Origin of the sequence: Dickeya oryzae (assembly GCF_020406815.2) — a bacterium.
In the GTDB taxonomy this organism is placed as follows: Bacteria; Pseudomonadota; Gammaproteobacteria; order Enterobacterales; family Enterobacteriaceae; genus Dickeya; species Dickeya oryzae.
Genome location: NZ_CP162670.1, coordinates 1,175,799 through 1,190,783, shown reverse-complemented (window position 1 = coordinate 1,190,783; position 14,985 = coordinate 1,175,799). Strand labels below are relative to the sequence as shown.

The following is a 14,985-nucleotide window of genomic DNA, read 5'->3' as shown; positions in this document are numbered from 1 at the left end:
TATGCTCTCGGGTTATATTATTGAGGGCTTAACAGCGCTTTTGAATCTAAGGTAAGCGGCAGGCCTGTAGCCTGCCTCCTGTCATCGCTCGTGATGGTATGCGAGGGTACAGCTTACTGCTCTTCATCCAGTTGCAGCGCAATATACAACAATAGCCGATCGTCAAAGTTACCCAAATCCAACCCGGTCAGTTCAGATATCCGATTGAGGCGGTACTCCAACGTATTGCGATGTACAAATAACGCCTTGGCCGTTGCCCCCGGCTGTACGTTGTTGCGAAACCAGGCGTTCAGCGTGCGGCGCAGCAAACCATTACTGTCCATCGCCTTGAGCCTGGCTAACGGCCGAACCAGTTCGTTGGCCTGCCAACCGCCACGCAAGCTATCAAGTAGCACTGGCAGCATCAGATCCTGATAGAAGTAACTGCGCTGGGTCGGCATCCTTTGTTTGCCGACGCTCATGGTGGTACGGGCGGTTCGATAAGAACGGGCAATACTGCCGGGGCCAGTAAAATAGTTACCCAACGCCACCCGTACCCGTAACCGGCTGCTTTCTTCCATACGCGACAACAACGTATCGACGCGACGTCGATGATCTTCAGCATCCCAGCGACCGTGGTTGCTGAGCGCTGGCTTCAGCACCACCATTTCCGTCAGTGAGACTATCGCGATCAGATTGTTGCGCTCTGGCGTTGTCAGCAGTGTCTGCAATTGCTGTAACTCCGCCATGGCGCTGTCCACCCCTAACTGACCGCTATCCACCTCAACCACGGCCGCCACACGCGGCTGATTCAGATCGATACCAAGACGTTGCGCCCACTCCATCAATGCAGGCGAGAGGTCATCCGTACGAATCAGGTTCAGTACCAGTTCTTCCCGTAAGCGGCTGTCCTGCGCCAGCATGTGCAGCAATCGCGCCTGCTCCAGCATCATCTCGGCCGTCATGCACACCAGTTCGCCGTAATGCCGTAACTGCCCGGGGTTACCCGTCAGACCAATTACACCGACGATTTCGCCGTCGATTTTTAGCGGCAGGTTGATACCGGGCCGGACGCCATGTAAATGACGCGCGACTGCGTCATCAATATCCACCACCCGTCCTTGCGACAGCACCAATAGCGCACCTTCATGCAATTCCCCAATACGCTCGCGATCACCACTGCCAATAATTCGCCCACGCGCATCCATCACATTGATATTACTATCAATGATTTTCATGGTTCGTGCGACAATCTCCTGTGCCAGTTTGTCATTCAGGTGGTATGACGCCATATCAACCTCAAGGGATAGAGACAACCGCACCAGCATAACGCTGGATATGGCGTCAGACATTGTGCAAATGAACAAAAACCGGGGGATCACACAGGAACTGTGGAATAACTCACAAAAAAAGCGAAAAAAAACATGACCGGGCGGCGATCATCCGGTCATGTTTCTGGTCAGGCTATTGAATTAAAACATTAATGAATCAACAGATTATTGAATCAACAAATACAGGTCACTGCCACCGCGGCGAATATTCAGCGCCAGCACCGGCGGCTTGCTGTCGATAATCTTGCGCAATTCACCGATATTTTCGACCGGTTGCTGGTTCACACCGAGGATCACGTCATCAGGTTTCAGGCCAATCTTCGCTGCGGCGGAATTCGGTTTGACCTTCTCGACTTTCACGCCTTTCTGCCCGTCCACCTGCGTGTTACTCAACTCAGCCCCTTCAATCGCGGAGTTCAGATTACCGGACTCGACCTGCGACTGCGTGCTCTGCTGCAGTGTGACGTCTACCGAGAGCGGCTTCCCGTCACGAATCAGTCCCAACGTCAGTTTGCTGCCTACCGGCAGTGAACCAATCTGGGCACGCAGCGCGGAGAAGCTACTGATGGTCTTCCCGTTCATCGACACGACCACATCCCCGGCTTTAATTCCAGCCTTGGCGGCGGCGGAATTCGGCTGCACCTGGCTGACGAAGGCCCCGCGTTGCGCATCCACCTTCATGGCTTTGGCAATATCGGAGTTGAGTTCGGTGCCTAAAATGCCCAGTTCGCCACGTTTCACTTCACCGTATTCGACGATCTGACTAACCAGGTTCTTCACGATATTACTGGGGATAGCAAAACCGATACCGATATTGCCGCCACCGGGGGCGAGGATAGCCGTGTTCAGGCCTATCAACTCCCCATTGAGGTTGACCAGCGCACCACCGGAGTTACCCCGGTTGATAGCCGCGTCGGTCTGAATAAAATCTTCATAGTTTTCAATATTCAGGCCACTGCGCCCCAACGCGGAAATGATCCCGGATGTCGCGGTTTCCCCCAAACCATAAGGGTTACCGATAGCAACCGCATAATCCCCCACACGCAGTTGATCAGAATCCGCCATCTTAATCTCCGTCAGGTTGCGGAAATCTTTCAACTGAATCAGCGCTACATCTGAGCGTGGATCCTTACCAATCACTTTCGCGTCGTATTTACGACCGTCATTGAGGCGAACCTGAATTTTATCGGCGTTTTCCACCACGTGGTTATTGGTGACGACATAGCCTTTGGCCGCGTTGATAATAACCCCCGCCCCTAATGCCTGAAACTCCTGCTGCTGTGGTGCATTGTCTGCGCTACCGTCATCGTCATCATCGCTGCCCTGACACATCGGCGATGACTGGAACGGTGATCCCTCCTGACAGAAAGGCGAATTATCACCGAAGAAGGGCTGCATTTGCGACGGCACCTGGGCACCCTGGCTGGCCGTGGTATGCCCTTGCACAGAGATATTCACCACCGAAGGCATCACTTTCGACAACATGGGGGCCAGACTCGGCAACTGGGCGCTGGACGATGACACCGACTCAGCGGCAGTAGCAGTGGCTGGCAGCGTCCCCACCGCTATCGCCAGACTCAGCGCTAACGCGCTCAACATCAATGATTTTTGTTTCATAGCGATATGTCTCACAATTCAGTCAACGAGAGAACTCTGACAGCCATTCACAGCGGTCAGGAGCAGTGAGTCCACTATGCGCAGCTGCGCCTGTTCTGTGCAAGACGGTGAAGGGTAAGGAAATATTGTCCATATTTACAAAACTCCGACCGTCTTCACCTGCGTCAATCCACCGCCATCAAGCGACGATATTCATCGTAAGCGTACAAATCGGTCATCCCGCTGATGTAATCGAGAATCAGCCGGGCGCGGTAGTAATACTCCCACACCTCTTGCTCTTTATCGGATAGCGCCGCCAGAGGACGGGTCGCCTCGCGGTAGGCATGACAATGCTTGCTGGAGAGCTTGTGGTATAACCGGGTTTCGATGGGATAACGCTTGTGAGTATCGTCCGCGACTAACTGGCAAAAATCGCGGTACGGCATGTTCAGCAGCGGGCTATAAATCTCCAGCAAGCCGCTGATGATGCGATCGCCCTGTAGTTCAAGTTGCTCGACCTCGTGATGATTAAACACGAACTTTCTGGCGACATCTTTAAAGATCTTTAATAATCGCCCGTAGTCGTCCTTCTCTTCTTCCAGCAACGAATGGTTGAAACTCCCCTCATAAATTGCTGGCAGATTGTCGATAAAACGCCGCGTGGCATAACGCACCATCGTATTCACGGTGTTGACCCGCAACTTCATGAAAAATTGGTCACTCTCGCTACGCCCCGGCAAGTGTTGCCGCTCTTCATAGGCTAAATCGACAGTACGGCTAAAGACGTCTTTCTCCGCCCGTTCTCCCCAGGCCTCTTCCAAACGATGATAAAGCTGCTGATAGGTGATGATTTTCTTTTCTACCGCATCTTCCAGATCGGCAATGCAGTAAGAAATATCATCCGCCGCCTCCATGATGTAGGTCAGCGGGTGACGGTGAAACTCCGCCATATTCAGTTCACTGCGTAACTGCTGCACGAACGCCTCTTCCGACAGGTAAAACCCGACCTTTTTCATCAGGTAGCTGTACGCAGGCGGTGTTGACTGCGCCCAGTAAGCCGGTTTGGTGTACTTCAAAATACAGCCGATCTGGGCATAGGTGAGATTGAGCTTCAACAGTGAATGCACTAGCCGGATCGCTTGGGCATTGCCTTCAAAGTTACTGAGATCATGGCGGATACGCTCACGCAGTGCGTTCAGTTCGGCACTATCTTGTTCATCGAATCTCAGGCAAGACACCAGACAGGGATCAGGCTGTGAATCTTGCGGTTTTTCTCCCGGTGATAAGCGTTGCCGGAACCAGTTATTGATCGCTGCCTCGCCGAAATGCCCAAACGGTGGATTGCCGATGTCATGCATCAGACACGCCATTTCCACCAGACTCTCGAACGGCGTTTCCAGCGGCTCCAACCCCAGCGCATCCAGTTGCCCGCTTTTACGCAACTGCCGGAAAATCTCTTTGGCGATATAGCGCCCGACCTGCTGCACCTCCATGGAATGGGTCAGCCGGGAACGCACCGCAGCGTTACGCTCCAGCGGAAATACCTGCGTTTTTTGCTGGAGCCGACGAATAGCCGCAGAGTTAATGATCCGCCCGCGATCGCTCTCAAACTCCTGCACAATGGCATACTCGTCCTTTTTGTCTCTTTTCCTGCCAAAGCGTCGCTGGAAACTGAGTTTGGTTGAGAAATCGATAGCAGACATACTGTTCTCCATGTAATGCCCTTTTCAGAGGGGCCTGCAAACACGCAGCGTATAACTGACGTGCGTTGGTACGGGTATCACCTCAGTGATAGCACGTCCCCGGGCAGGTGTACAATCGCTGCCCACCTTAAGTCGTGATAGACTAAACTTTTGTGACTTTTGACAAATTGGTGGGGAACCCTATGAAAGTTGGCATTATCGGCGCAATGGAACAAGAAGTAACCCTGTTAAGAGAGCAGATCCAAAACCGCCAGACCTTCCAGCGCGCGGGCTGTGAAATTTACAGCGGCCAGTTACACGGTGTGGAGGTGGCCTTGCTGAAATCCGGTATCGGTAAAGTATCCGCCGCGCTGGGCACCACGCTGTTGCTGGAACACTGCCAGCCGGATGTGGTGATTAATACCGGTTCCGCCGGTGGTCTGGCGTCATCACTCAAGGTGGGGGATATCGTGGTTTCCGACGAAGTGCGTTATCACGACGCTGACGTCACCGCGTTTGGTTACGAACCCGGCCAGATGGCGGGTTGCCCGGCCGCGTTTACCGCCGATGAAAAGCTGATCACGCTGGCACAGGGAGCCATCAGCCAGTTACAGTTGAACGCCGTTCGCGGGCTGGTCGTCAGCGGTGATGCCTTTATCAACGGTAAAGCGCCGCTGGAACGTATCCGTCACACGTTCCCACAGGCTATCGCGGTAGAAATGGAAGCCACGGCCATCGGCCATGTTTGCCATCAGTTTGGCGTACCTTTTGTGGTGGTACGAGCCATTTCCGATGTTGCCGATCAGGAATCACACCTCAGTTTCGACGAGTTTTTGGTTACCGCCGCTCAGCAGTCAACCAAGATGGTGGAAACCATGCTGCAGGCACTGGCGCAAAGCCATTAATTGCTGCCTCCGGGGCTACCCACGCCCCGGTTCGTTTATCTTCGAGACCCAAGCCGTGACATCCTTTTATTCTCTCATACGGTATTCTCGCATCCTGTGGCTGTTGGTCCTGTTATGGCTGTTACCCTGTCGGGCTGAGCCGATAGCGCAGCGTGTTGTTAGTCTGGCACCGCATGCTACCGAAATGGCGTTTGCCGCCGGGCTTGGCGAACAACTGGTCGGCGTCAGCGCCTGGTCCAATTATCCGCCAGAGGCTGAACACATCGAACAGGTCGCCAACTGGCAGGGCATCAATCTGGAGCGGATTCTGGCATTAAAGCCGGACTTGGTACTGGCATGGCGGGAAGGCAATGCCCAGCGCCCCCTTGAACAACTGGCGTCATTCGGCATCCACATTCTGTACCTTGACCCCGCCACACTCGATGACATTCCACGCCAGTTAGACATGCTGGCGCAATACAGCCCGCATCCGGACCAAGCACATGAAGCCGCCCAGCGGTTTCGTCAGCAACAACAGTTACTGGCACAGCAGTATAGCCACCGTACGCCGGTACGGGTGTTTTTGCAGTTTGGCAGTCAACCGCTGTTTACGTCATCGCAGGCAACGCTGCAAAGCCAGGTTATTAGCCTGTGTGGTGGCAGTAATATATTTGCCGACAGCCCGGTACCCTGGCCACAGGTCAGCCGCGAACAGGTGATTCGACGTCAGCCTCAGGTCGTCGTTATCAGCGGCCCACCCGGTGCGGTAGAACAGGTCAACGCCTTCTGGCAACCGCAACTGAGCCCTGACGTCATCGCAGTTAATGAGGACTGGTTTAGTCGCACAGGCCCACGACTGATGTTGGCAGCAGAACAGCTGTGCCAACAATTCGCCGCCCGGCAAGGCTGACGACCATCTCACCCGCTGGAGTACCGACATAAAAAAACCCGTGTGCCAGTCAGGCCACGGGTTTTTCTGATATTCCCGTCATACTTCAAGGTTGCAGGACAACTCGAATTACTTAGGGTATAGGCGAGCTATTGTCAGATACTGAAAGAGGAACCGCATCCACAAGTAGTTTTGGCGTTCGGGTTCGTTACCACAAAACGCGAACCTTCCAGCCCTTCGGTGTAATCCACTGAGCCGCCGATCAGGTATTGCAGACTCATCGGGTCGACCACCAGGGAGACCCCTTGTTTCTCAATGGTCATATCACCGTCGTTAACCTTATCATCGAAGGTGAAACCATACTGGAAGCCGCTACAGCCGCCGCCAGTGATGTAAACCCGAAGTTTCAGTTCCGGATTTTCTTCATCGGCAATCAGGAGTTTCACCTTATTAGCTGCCGCATCGGTAAACTGCAGGGGCAGTGCTACATCATCGCTCATTTTTTTTACTCCCAATCAATACCGGGCGGAATTCAACAGCCCTCATTATCGTTTTATTATCCAACAGCACCCGACAACGTTCAAGATTTGATACCAGCACCGGTTTCGGCCGTTAGTGCTTCTTGCTGCGCCTGACGCTCCAGTGTGCGGGCAAGAATACTCGAGTAAAGCGGCTTACCACCAAGGAACTGTGCCACCAGCGTCGCGCCAAGGCACGTAATGATCATCGGCAAAATCAGCTGATAGTTGTCCGTCATCTCCAGAACCAGCACGATACCGGTCAGCGGCGCGCGAACCGATGACGCGAACAACGCCCCCATCCCCGCCACGGCAAAGGTTCCTGCACCAAGTCCCCAGTCGGGAAAAATATGTGCGCATACCATACCAAACGCGGCTCCCAGCAACGTGCCCAACGACAGCATGGGAGCAAAAATCCCCCCCGGCGCGCCGGAACTAAAGCAGAGCAAGGTCATCCCGACTCGAGCCAGAAAAATCACCAGCAGCCCCCCTACCCCATAGTGCTCCGCCGCTGCGATCGGGATCAGCGTAAAACCACCGCCCGTCGCATCGCTGAATGCCAGCGTCAGTAACCCGGATATTCCCCCCGCCACCAGACCGGTGAGCAAAAATCGCGGCAGCGAATGGTCGTGAAAGCGTAAAAAACGCGCCTGCGCCCCCAGCACCAACGCATTGAATATCACCCCGACAGCACCAAACAGAATACCAAGCAGCAGATATAACCCCAGTGTTCCCACTGGGGCGGACGGCAGTTGACCCACATTGATCACCGCGTGATCGCCTTCCAGCACCCGATAGACGATGCTGGACATAATCACGCCGATAAATACCGCTTTGATGGAAATCAGGTTGTAGCGAAACTGCGGGCGCATCTCTTCAATAATGAACAAGATCCCAGCCAGTGGCGCATTGAACGCGGCGGACAAACCAGCCGCCGCACCGGTCGCCAGCAGTGAATGCCGGACATCCCCTTTACGCGCCGGGAGCAACGCCGCCACCATACCGCCAATGTTTCCGCCCAGTTGTACCGTCGGCCCTTCACGCCCCAGCACCATACCGGCTCCCAGCGTTCCAATCCCGCTGACGAATTTCACCGGCAGCACCCGCCACCAGCGTACCGGGCGCAAATCTTCTAGCGCCCCCTCGATTTCAGGGATACCGGAACCACCGGCTTCCGGCGCAAAACGACGCACCAGCCCGTAACCCGCCGCTGCCAGCAGAGCGGATATCAGGATACTCAGCGGCCACACCCAGACACTGCCAGACAAAGACGACAGCGAGGACAATCGCCAGTGCTGTACGGCATTGACCGCCTGATTGAACCCCACCCCGACCAGTCCAACCAGCGTGCCGGTCAACGCGGCCATCACCAAGATGTAGACAGGGGTTTTATCACGGCGAACAAGTTGTCTGATAGCAGCGCGACGTACCGCCGCAGGCAAAGAAAAAGAAGAAAGCATGACAGCAAATCAACGTTAACATAGCGGACAAGAGCCTCATTCTAGTCATGTAACGACGTACTTGCCCAGCAGGAATACTGATGGCGTAAAGCTAAAGTGTGTCCGACGATTTCACAACGCGAAACAGACGATTAGAATGGGCGTCACTCGCTATGCAAATCCAATCAGGAAGCCGCAATGAATAAATCTGAAAGTCTGTACGCCGCCGCCCGTCAACTGATTCCCGGTGGGGTTAACTCGCCGGTGCGCGCCTTTAACGGCGTTGGAGGCGTTCCCTTGTTCATTGAACGGGCGGAAGGCTCAAGACTCTACGACGCGGATGGCAAATCCTATATCGACTATGTGGGATCCTGGGGGCCGATGATTCTGGGCCACAACCACCCGGCCATTCGTCAGGCGGTGATTGAAGCCGCTGAGCGCGGCCTGAGCTTTGGCGCGCCCACCGAAATGGAAGTGAAAATGGCGCAACGGGTGACCTCGCTGGTACCAAGCATGGAAATGGTGCGCATGGTGAACTCCGGCACCGAAGCGACCATGAGTGCTATCCGTCTGGCACGTGGTTTCACCGGTCGCGACAAAATCATCAAATTTGAAGGCTGCTATCACGGCCACGCCGACTGCCTGCTGGTGAAGGCGGGTTCCGGCGCGCTGACGCTGGGGCAACCCAACTCTCCCGGTGTACCGGCTGATTTTGCCCGCCATACCCTAACCTGCACCTACAACGATCTGAGCTCGGTGCGTGCGGCATTTGAACAGTATCCGCAAGATATCGCCACGATTATCGTCGAGCCAGTCGCGGGCAACATGAACTGCATTCCACCACTGCCAGAGTTCCTGCCGGGACTGAGAGCATTGTGTGACGAATTCGGCGCGCTGCTGATCATCGACGAAGTGATGACCGGTTTTCGCGTGGCATTAGGCGGTGCGCAGGCGCATTACGGCGTACGTCCTGACCTGACCTGCCTTGGCAAAATTATTGGCGGCGGGATGCCGGTGGGCGCGTTCGGCGGGCGTCGTGATGTCATGCAAGCGCTGGCACCGACCGGCCCGGTTTATCAGGCAGGTACCCTGTCCGGCAACCCGATCGCGATGGCGGCTGGTTTCGCCTGCCTGAGTGAAGTGGCTAAACCTGGCGTTCACCAGACACTGACCGAGCGGACAACGCAACTGGCAGAAGGTTTGCTGGCAGCCGCGAAAGCACAACACATCCCACTGGTGGTAAACCATGTCGGAGCCATGTTTGGTATCTTCTTTACCGATGCGGCCCAGGTGACTTGCTATCAGGATGCGCTGAAGTGTGATGTAGAGCGATTCAAGCGCTTCTTCCACCTGATGCTCGATGAGGGCGTCTATCTGGCGCCGTCGGCGTTCGAAGCTGGCTTTATGTCGCTGGCACACAGCCCAGAGGATATCGAGCACACGGTAGCGGCCGCTCGTCGCTGTTTTGCCGCCCTGTAAGCAAACACCCGAAAAAACTACGCCCGGCAAGCCGGGCGTATTACTCACTTCTCTGCGGCGGGTCGTTACTGCCCGAACATCTGTTTGATCCAATCAGGAACGCTGCCACCATCTTGTTGTTGCTGACTTGGTTGATTTGGCTGACCCGGCTGACCTGGCTGCGGCTGGCTCTGACTGCCCGACGAGGCGGCTGGCGACTGCACCACCTGCTGCTGGCTGGCCTGACACAGTGCCTGCGGATTATCTGTCCACACCGGCAATGCCCGGCCGGCGCTACCATTACAGATAAAGTTGCCGCTGCTATCCACCGTCATGGTGGTAATGCCTTCCGGCGGTGTCAGCATCAACGGTAGCGGCGTCTGGTTTTCCAGATAGCGACGATAGATGGTCAACGCCCCGTTGGCCCCGGTGAGTTTTGCCGGGCCGTTGTTATCACGCCCGACCCAGGTGATCACTACCTCTCTGCCATCGACGCCCGCAAACCAGCTATCGCGCAAGTCGTTAGTGGTACCGGTTTTCCCCGCCAGATGGTAATTGCCGAATTTCACCATCAGCGAACGCGAAGTACCACGCTCCACCACCTGCTGCATACCGTACAAGGTCAGGTAAGCCGCCTGTGACGGCACCACCCGTTCAGCCTGCGGGAAGCTCTGATACAGCACCTTACCGTCTTCAGCAATCACCGAGCGCAGCGCCGAAAGCGGCGCGCGGCTGCCACCACTGGCGATAGTCTGGTACTCCTGTGCGACTTCCATCGGCGTCAGGCTGATAGCACCCAGCAGCATCGCCGGTACCGTCTGAATCTGGTTCTGCGGGATCCCCAGCTTCTGCAACGTATCGCTGATCTGGTCCAGTCCAACGGCCATCCCCAGATTGACCGTTGGTACGTTGAGTGAATTCGCTAGCGCATCCACCAACATCACCCGACCACGGAATTCGCGATCGTAGTTTTTCGGCTCCCAGATGGTGCCGTTCGGCTGTTTAAGTGAAATCGGCTCATCCGGCAGGATGGTATTCAGACGGTAACGATCCGGCATACTGAGCGCGGTCAGATAGGTCGGTGGCTTCGCCAGTGAGCCAACGGAACGACGCGCCTGCATGGCACGGTTAAAACCGGCAAACTGGGCATCGGAACCGCCCACCATCGCCCGAACCTCGCCGCTGAAGCGATCGACAATCACCATCGCCGATTCCAGGTCCTTAACACCACGCGCGGCGCGCAGTGCAGGGATGCCGTCTTCCACCGCTTTTTCCGCCGCATCCTGCGACACCGGATCCAGTGTGGTGAAGATTTTCACCCCGGACAGATCGTTCGCCTTGTCACCCAGCCGCTGCTGCAACTCCTGGCGCACCATCTGCATAAATGCCGGTTGTGGGCTTATCACCCCTCCTTTCGGCTGCACCCCTAACGGACGCGCGCTCAGCATGTTATATAGGTCTTCGTCGATAACCTGCTGGTTCTGCAACAGCTTCAGCACCAGATTACGGCGCTCCAGCGTGACCTGTGGGTTACGCCATGGGTTGTACAACGACGCCCCCTTGACCATTCCCACCAGCATCGCCTGCTGATCGAGACTCAGTTCGTCTACCGGACGGCCAAAATAGTAGAGGCTAGCCAGTGGGAAACCACGGATTTGATCGTTACCACTCTGACCGAGGTACACCTCGTTCAGATACAACTCCAGAATGCGATCCTTGCTGTAGCGGTAGTCCATGATCAACGCCATGTAGGCTTCGTTGGCTTTACGCCACAACGAGCGCTCGTTGGTCAGGAACAGGTTTTTCACCAACTGCTGGGTCAGCGTACTGCCGCCCTGCACTGCCCGGCCCGCCGTCAGGTTGGCTATCAACGCACGACCGATGGAGTAGAAGCTGATACCGTCATGCTCGTAGAAATGGCGGTCTTCGGTGGCGATCAGCGTTTGCACCAACAGGTCGGGGAAGCCGGAACGCTGGACAAACAGCCGCTGTTCACCGTTTGGCGATTGCAGCATGGTAATCAGCTTCGGATCGAGCCGAAAGAAGCCGAAATTACGCTGATTGTCCATGTTTTGGATCTGCGACAGCCGATCGCTGCTGAAGATCATCTTGGCGTGGATCTGCCCTTCTTTGCCATCCGGGAAATCGAACGGACGACGCAGAATTTCAATGCTGTTGGCCTGCACCGTAAACTCGCCCGGACGGGTAATCCGGCTCACTTCACGGTATTGCATGCCTTCCAGCAGCGTTGTCATGTCTTTCTTGCTATAAGGCATGCCAGGCTCAAGGCTAACCATGCGGCCATACACCGCCGCTGGCAGTTGCCATACCTTGCCGTCGATACGACTGCGGATTTCTCCGTCGAGGTACACGCCGTAAACCGACATCACCACCACGAAAATCAGGAACAGCCGGATAAGCCACCCCAGCCAGCGGCGCTTTTTACGTGGCCGCTTGCTCATGACCTCTTCCTCGTCATCCTCGTCATAGTCGTCTTCATACTCATCGTCATAATCGTCGTCGTAGTCATCATCCCTGCGACGGCGCGTCGCTTGCCTGCGAGGGGGAGTGTGTCGTGACGCACTACGTTTGCGCCCGATAGGTTCGCGGTCATCCCGAGACATTACAGTGACATCTCCATCAGGTTACTGACGGCTCAGGGTTACTCACCATGGCCGTCTACTCTGTGTCTCCCACGCTACACAAGGAAGGGGGAAACATCTGAAATTAGGTGTTCTGGTATTTTCTGGTACGCCGCGTTGGCGCCGTATTCGCCGGATCATCCGGCCAGACATGTTTGGGGTAGCGCCCTTTCATTTCTTTTTGCACCTCGCGGTAAGCCCCATTCCAAAACGCCGCTAAATCACGGGTTATCTGCAAGGGCCGCATCGCCGGAGAGAGCAATTCAAGCACCAGCGCGACTCGCCCCTCCGCCAGTAACGGGCTGGCCTGCTCACCAAACATTTCCTGCAACCGAACCGCCAGCACCGGGGCTTGATCCGCTTCATAGCGGATCGGTAAATGGCTGCCACCAGGCGCGGTATAATGACTGGGCAACGCACTCTCCAGCCGCTGACGTTGCGGCCAGTCAAGCAGCCGCCACAGTGCCTCACTCAGGTTAACCTGGTTGAGCGTACGGCGATCCCGCACACCGTTTAACGATGGCAACAACCACTGTTCCAACGATGCCAGCAAAGCCGTGTCATCCACCGCAGGCCATGCCACCTCCGGCAACCACTGCCGGGCGCACAGCAGACGCTGGCGCAACTGTTGTGCCGGTTCATCCCAGTTCAACACCGACAGCCCTTGTTCGCGCAGCCAGTTAAGCATCGCCTGCTGCAATGCCTCGTCTGAGGGTTTTGCCAACGGACGGGAGGACAACGTCAGGCTGCCAATATGCGTGCGCAGGCTGGCGCGCAGGGTACCTTTTTCTTCGTCCCAGTGCATCAGATTCTGTTCAGCCACCAGTTCCGGCCGCTGCCGTACTAACGCGTCGATATCTACCGGCAATGCCAGTAACACACGCGCATCCGCGCTGTTCGGACTTTGCATCATTACCGGAGCCAACAACCATTCTGAGGCCGCCAACGCCTCATCCACCGGCAAACTGGCACCGGTACCGTTCGCCAGTTGATAACGTCCATCCTGACCGCGTCGTCGGGCGAGGCGATCCGCAAACCCTATCGAGAGTAACCATGCCGCCAGGCCATCATTCACCTTACCTGACGCCTTGCCCACACGGCGCGCCAGTTGTTGCGCCCGGCGTTGCCAGTGGCCAGCGGGTCGATGCAGTGCATCGAATAAATTGGGGGAGCCTGTGCGTGGCGGTTCTTCGATAATCGCCGCCAATAATGCCGCCGTCGTCAGCGCATCGTCGTCCTGCGCGGCGGCATGCAGCATCGCCGCCAGTCGAGGATCGCAGCCCAGCGCGGCCATCTTACGCCCATCTACTGTCAGACGCTGTTGCGTATCGCACACGCCCAGTTGCAGTAGTAAACGTTCAGCCGCCAGCAACGCCGGTTGAGGCGGGCTATCCAGCCAGTTGAGCTGAGCAACATCATGACAACCCCATTGCAGCAGATCCAGCCACAAACCGGACAGGTCGCTGTGCAGGATTTCCGGCTCACTTTGTGCCGCGGCGCGTTCTGCCTGCTCGCGGGCGAACAGATGCCAGCACACGCCCGGTTCGAGTCGTCCGGCGCGCCCGGCCCGCTGCACCATGGATGCCTGACTGATGCGTTGTGTCGTCAGCCGGGTCAGACCGGTTTTAACATCAAACAACGCCACCCGCTCCAGCCCGCAGTCCACGACCACCCGAATCCCCTCGATGGTAAGACTGGTTTCAGCAATGTTGGTCGCCAGCACCACTTTGCGCCGCCCGACGGCGGCAGGAAGAATCGCCTTTTGTTGCTCCGCCAGCGTCAGCGCGCCGTAGAGCGGACACACATCGACCTGACAACCCCCTTCGTCAGGCACCACGTCGGCCGAGAGTGTGTTTTCCAGCAGTGTCTGCACCCGCTTGATTTCCGCCACACCCGGCAAAAATACCAGTAATGAACCGGCTTCGTCCTGCAACAAACGATAAACGAGTCGGGCGGTGGCCTCTTCCAGTCGCTCCTGCGAGCCGACTGGCTGGTAATGTCGCGTAACCGGCCATGAACGCCCTTGCGACGATACGCAGAGCGATTGAGGTAATAAGGAAGCCAGACGGGCATTGTCGAGCGTGGCGGACATAATCAATAGCTTCAGGTCATCACGCAGCCCTTGCTGGACATCCAATAGCAACGCCAGCGCCATATCCGCCTGCAAACTGCGCTCATGAAACTCATCCAACATGACCAGCGAAACCCCCTCCAGCGCCGGATCCTGTTGCAGCATTCGGGTCAGAATACCCTCTGTCACTACCTCCAGTCGGGTTTGGCCGCTCACCCGGCTTTCTGAACGCATACGGTAACCGACAGTCTGCCCAGGTGTTTCACCCAGCCACTCTGCCAGCCGGAAAGCCACACTTTTAGCCGCCAGCCGACGAGGTTCGAGCATAATAATGCGGCCGGGAAACTCACACCGCTGTAATAACTGCAACGGTAACCAGGTCGATTTTCCTGCGCCGGTCGGCGCATGCAGCAACACCTGTGGTGCGGTATGCAACGCCTGGATAACCTCATCCACGACAGCGCTGACAGGGGGTAGATTCACATAACGCTCCGTC

General features: G+C 56.3%; 10 protein-coding genes. 3 read left to right on the top strand and 7 right to left on the bottom strand.

Going from position 1 to position 14,985, the window contains the following annotated elements; genetic code table 11:
* Window positions 1-113 precede the first annotated feature (113 nt).
* The 3 genes from LF929_RS05115 to dgt all read right to left on the bottom strand — a co-directional run bounded on the left by LF929_RS05115 (window position 114) and on the right by dgt (window position 4,609).
* The gene (locus tag LF929_RS05115) at window positions 114-1,271 is read right to left on the bottom strand and encodes a CdaR family transcriptional regulator (RefSeq protein ID WP_016941782.1); all 1,158 of its coding nucleotides are present in this window, start codon (window positions 1,269-1,271) and stop codon (window positions 114-116) included.
* 204 nt (window positions 1,272-1,475) lie between these two features.
* The gene (gene degP, locus LF929_RS05110) at window positions 1,476-2,927 is read right to left on the bottom strand and encodes a serine endoprotease DegP (RefSeq protein ID WP_038905290.1); all 1,452 of its coding nucleotides are present in this window, start codon (window positions 2,925-2,927) and stop codon (window positions 1,476-1,478) included.
* A 164-nt stretch (window positions 2,928-3,091) separates the two neighbouring features.
* Entirely contained in the window at window positions 3,092-4,609 is a 1,518-nt protein-coding gene (gene dgt / locus LF929_RS05105; RefSeq protein WP_038908777.1) for a dGTPase, read from the bottom strand.
* Window positions 4,610-4,791: 182 nt separating this feature from the next.
* On the opposite strand from dgt, the gene mtnN reads away from it, so the two are divergent.
* Together mtnN and btuF are read left to right on the top strand one after the other, a co-directional pair.
* On the top strand, window positions 4,792-5,493 hold the full coding sequence (mtnN, locus tag LF929_RS05100) for a 5'-methylthioadenosine/S-adenosylhomocysteine nucleosidase (RefSeq protein WP_038926526.1): 702 nt from the start codon (window positions 4,792-4,794) through the stop codon (window positions 5,491-5,493).
* Between the two features lie 55 nt (window positions 5,494-5,548).
* Window positions 5,549-6,382, top strand: a complete 834-nt coding sequence (gene btuF / locus LF929_RS05095) for a vitamin B12 ABC transporter substrate-binding protein BtuF (protein WP_226093506.1) — start codon at window positions 5,549-5,551, stop codon at window positions 6,380-6,382.
* A 134-nt stretch (window positions 6,383-6,516) separates the two neighbouring features.
* Here btuF and erpA read toward each other — a convergent pair whose 3' ends face one another.
* Both erpA and clcA read right to left on the bottom strand, forming a co-directional pair.
* Complete coding sequence (erpA, locus tag LF929_RS05090) at window positions 6,517-6,861, bottom strand: iron-sulfur cluster insertion protein ErpA (RefSeq protein ID WP_012885775.1); 345 nt, start codon at window positions 6,859-6,861, stop codon at window positions 6,517-6,519.
* 80 nt (window positions 6,862-6,941) lie between these two features.
* Window positions 6,942-8,339 (bottom strand): H(+)/Cl(-) exchange transporter ClcA, encoded by a 1,398-nt coding sequence (gene clcA / locus LF929_RS05085; RefSeq protein WP_210175611.1) that lies wholly within the window; start codon window positions 8,337-8,339, stop codon window positions 6,942-6,944.
* 177 nt (window positions 8,340-8,516) lie between these two features.
* Between clcA and hemL the strand changes: the two genes are divergently transcribed.
* Complete coding sequence (gene hemL, locus LF929_RS05080; protein WP_210175610.1) at window positions 8,517-9,797, top strand: glutamate-1-semialdehyde 2,1-aminomutase; 1,281 nt, start codon at window positions 8,517-8,519, stop codon at window positions 9,795-9,797.
* A gap of 65 nt (window positions 9,798-9,862) precedes the next feature.
* Here hemL and mrcB read toward each other — a convergent pair whose 3' ends face one another.
* Both mrcB and hrpB read right to left on the bottom strand, forming a co-directional pair.
* Window positions 9,863-12,400: a bifunctional glycosyl transferase/transpeptidase gene (gene mrcB, locus LF929_RS05075; protein WP_210175609.1), complete on the bottom strand. Its 2,538-nt coding sequence runs from the start codon at window positions 12,398-12,400 to the stop codon at window positions 9,863-9,865.
* A 103-nt stretch (window positions 12,401-12,503) separates the two neighbouring features.
* Complete coding sequence (gene hrpB / locus LF929_RS05070; RefSeq protein WP_210175608.1) at window positions 12,504-14,972, bottom strand: ATP-dependent helicase HrpB; 2,469 nt, start codon at window positions 14,970-14,972, stop codon at window positions 12,504-12,506.
* Between the last annotated feature and the right edge of the window lie 13 nt (window positions 14,973-14,985).

What these genes read in the sequence shown, in the direction of transcription:
- mtnN (WP_038926526.1), top strand. Translation starts at nt 4,792, where the DNA reads ATGAAAGTTGGCATTATCGGCGCAATGGAACAAGAAGTAACCCTGTTA.
- clcA (WP_210175611.1), bottom strand. Translation starts at nt 8,339, where the DNA reads ATGCTTTCTTCTTTTTCTTTGCCTGCGGCGGTACGTCGCGCTGCTATC.
- LF929_RS05115 (WP_016941782.1), bottom strand. Translation starts at nt 1,271, where the DNA reads ATGGCGTCATACCACCTGAATGACAAACTGGCACAGGAGATTGTCGCA.
- dgt (WP_038908777.1), bottom strand. Translation starts at nt 4,609, where the DNA reads ATGTCTGCTATCGATTTCTCAACCAAACTCAGTTTCCAGCGACGCTTT.
- hemL (WP_210175610.1), top strand. Translation starts at nt 8,517, where the DNA reads ATGAATAAATCTGAAAGTCTGTACGCCGCCGCCCGTCAACTGATTCCC.
- erpA (WP_012885775.1), bottom strand. Translation starts at nt 6,861, where the DNA reads ATGAGCGATGATGTAGCACTGCCCCTGCAGTTTACCGATGCGGCAGCT.
- mrcB (WP_210175609.1), bottom strand. Translation starts at nt 12,400, where the DNA reads ATGTCTCGGGATGACCGCGAACCTATCGGGCGCAAACGTAGTGCGTCA.
- degP (WP_038905290.1), bottom strand. Translation starts at nt 2,927, where the DNA reads ATGAAACAAAAATCATTGATGTTGAGCGCGTTAGCGCTGAGTCTGGCG.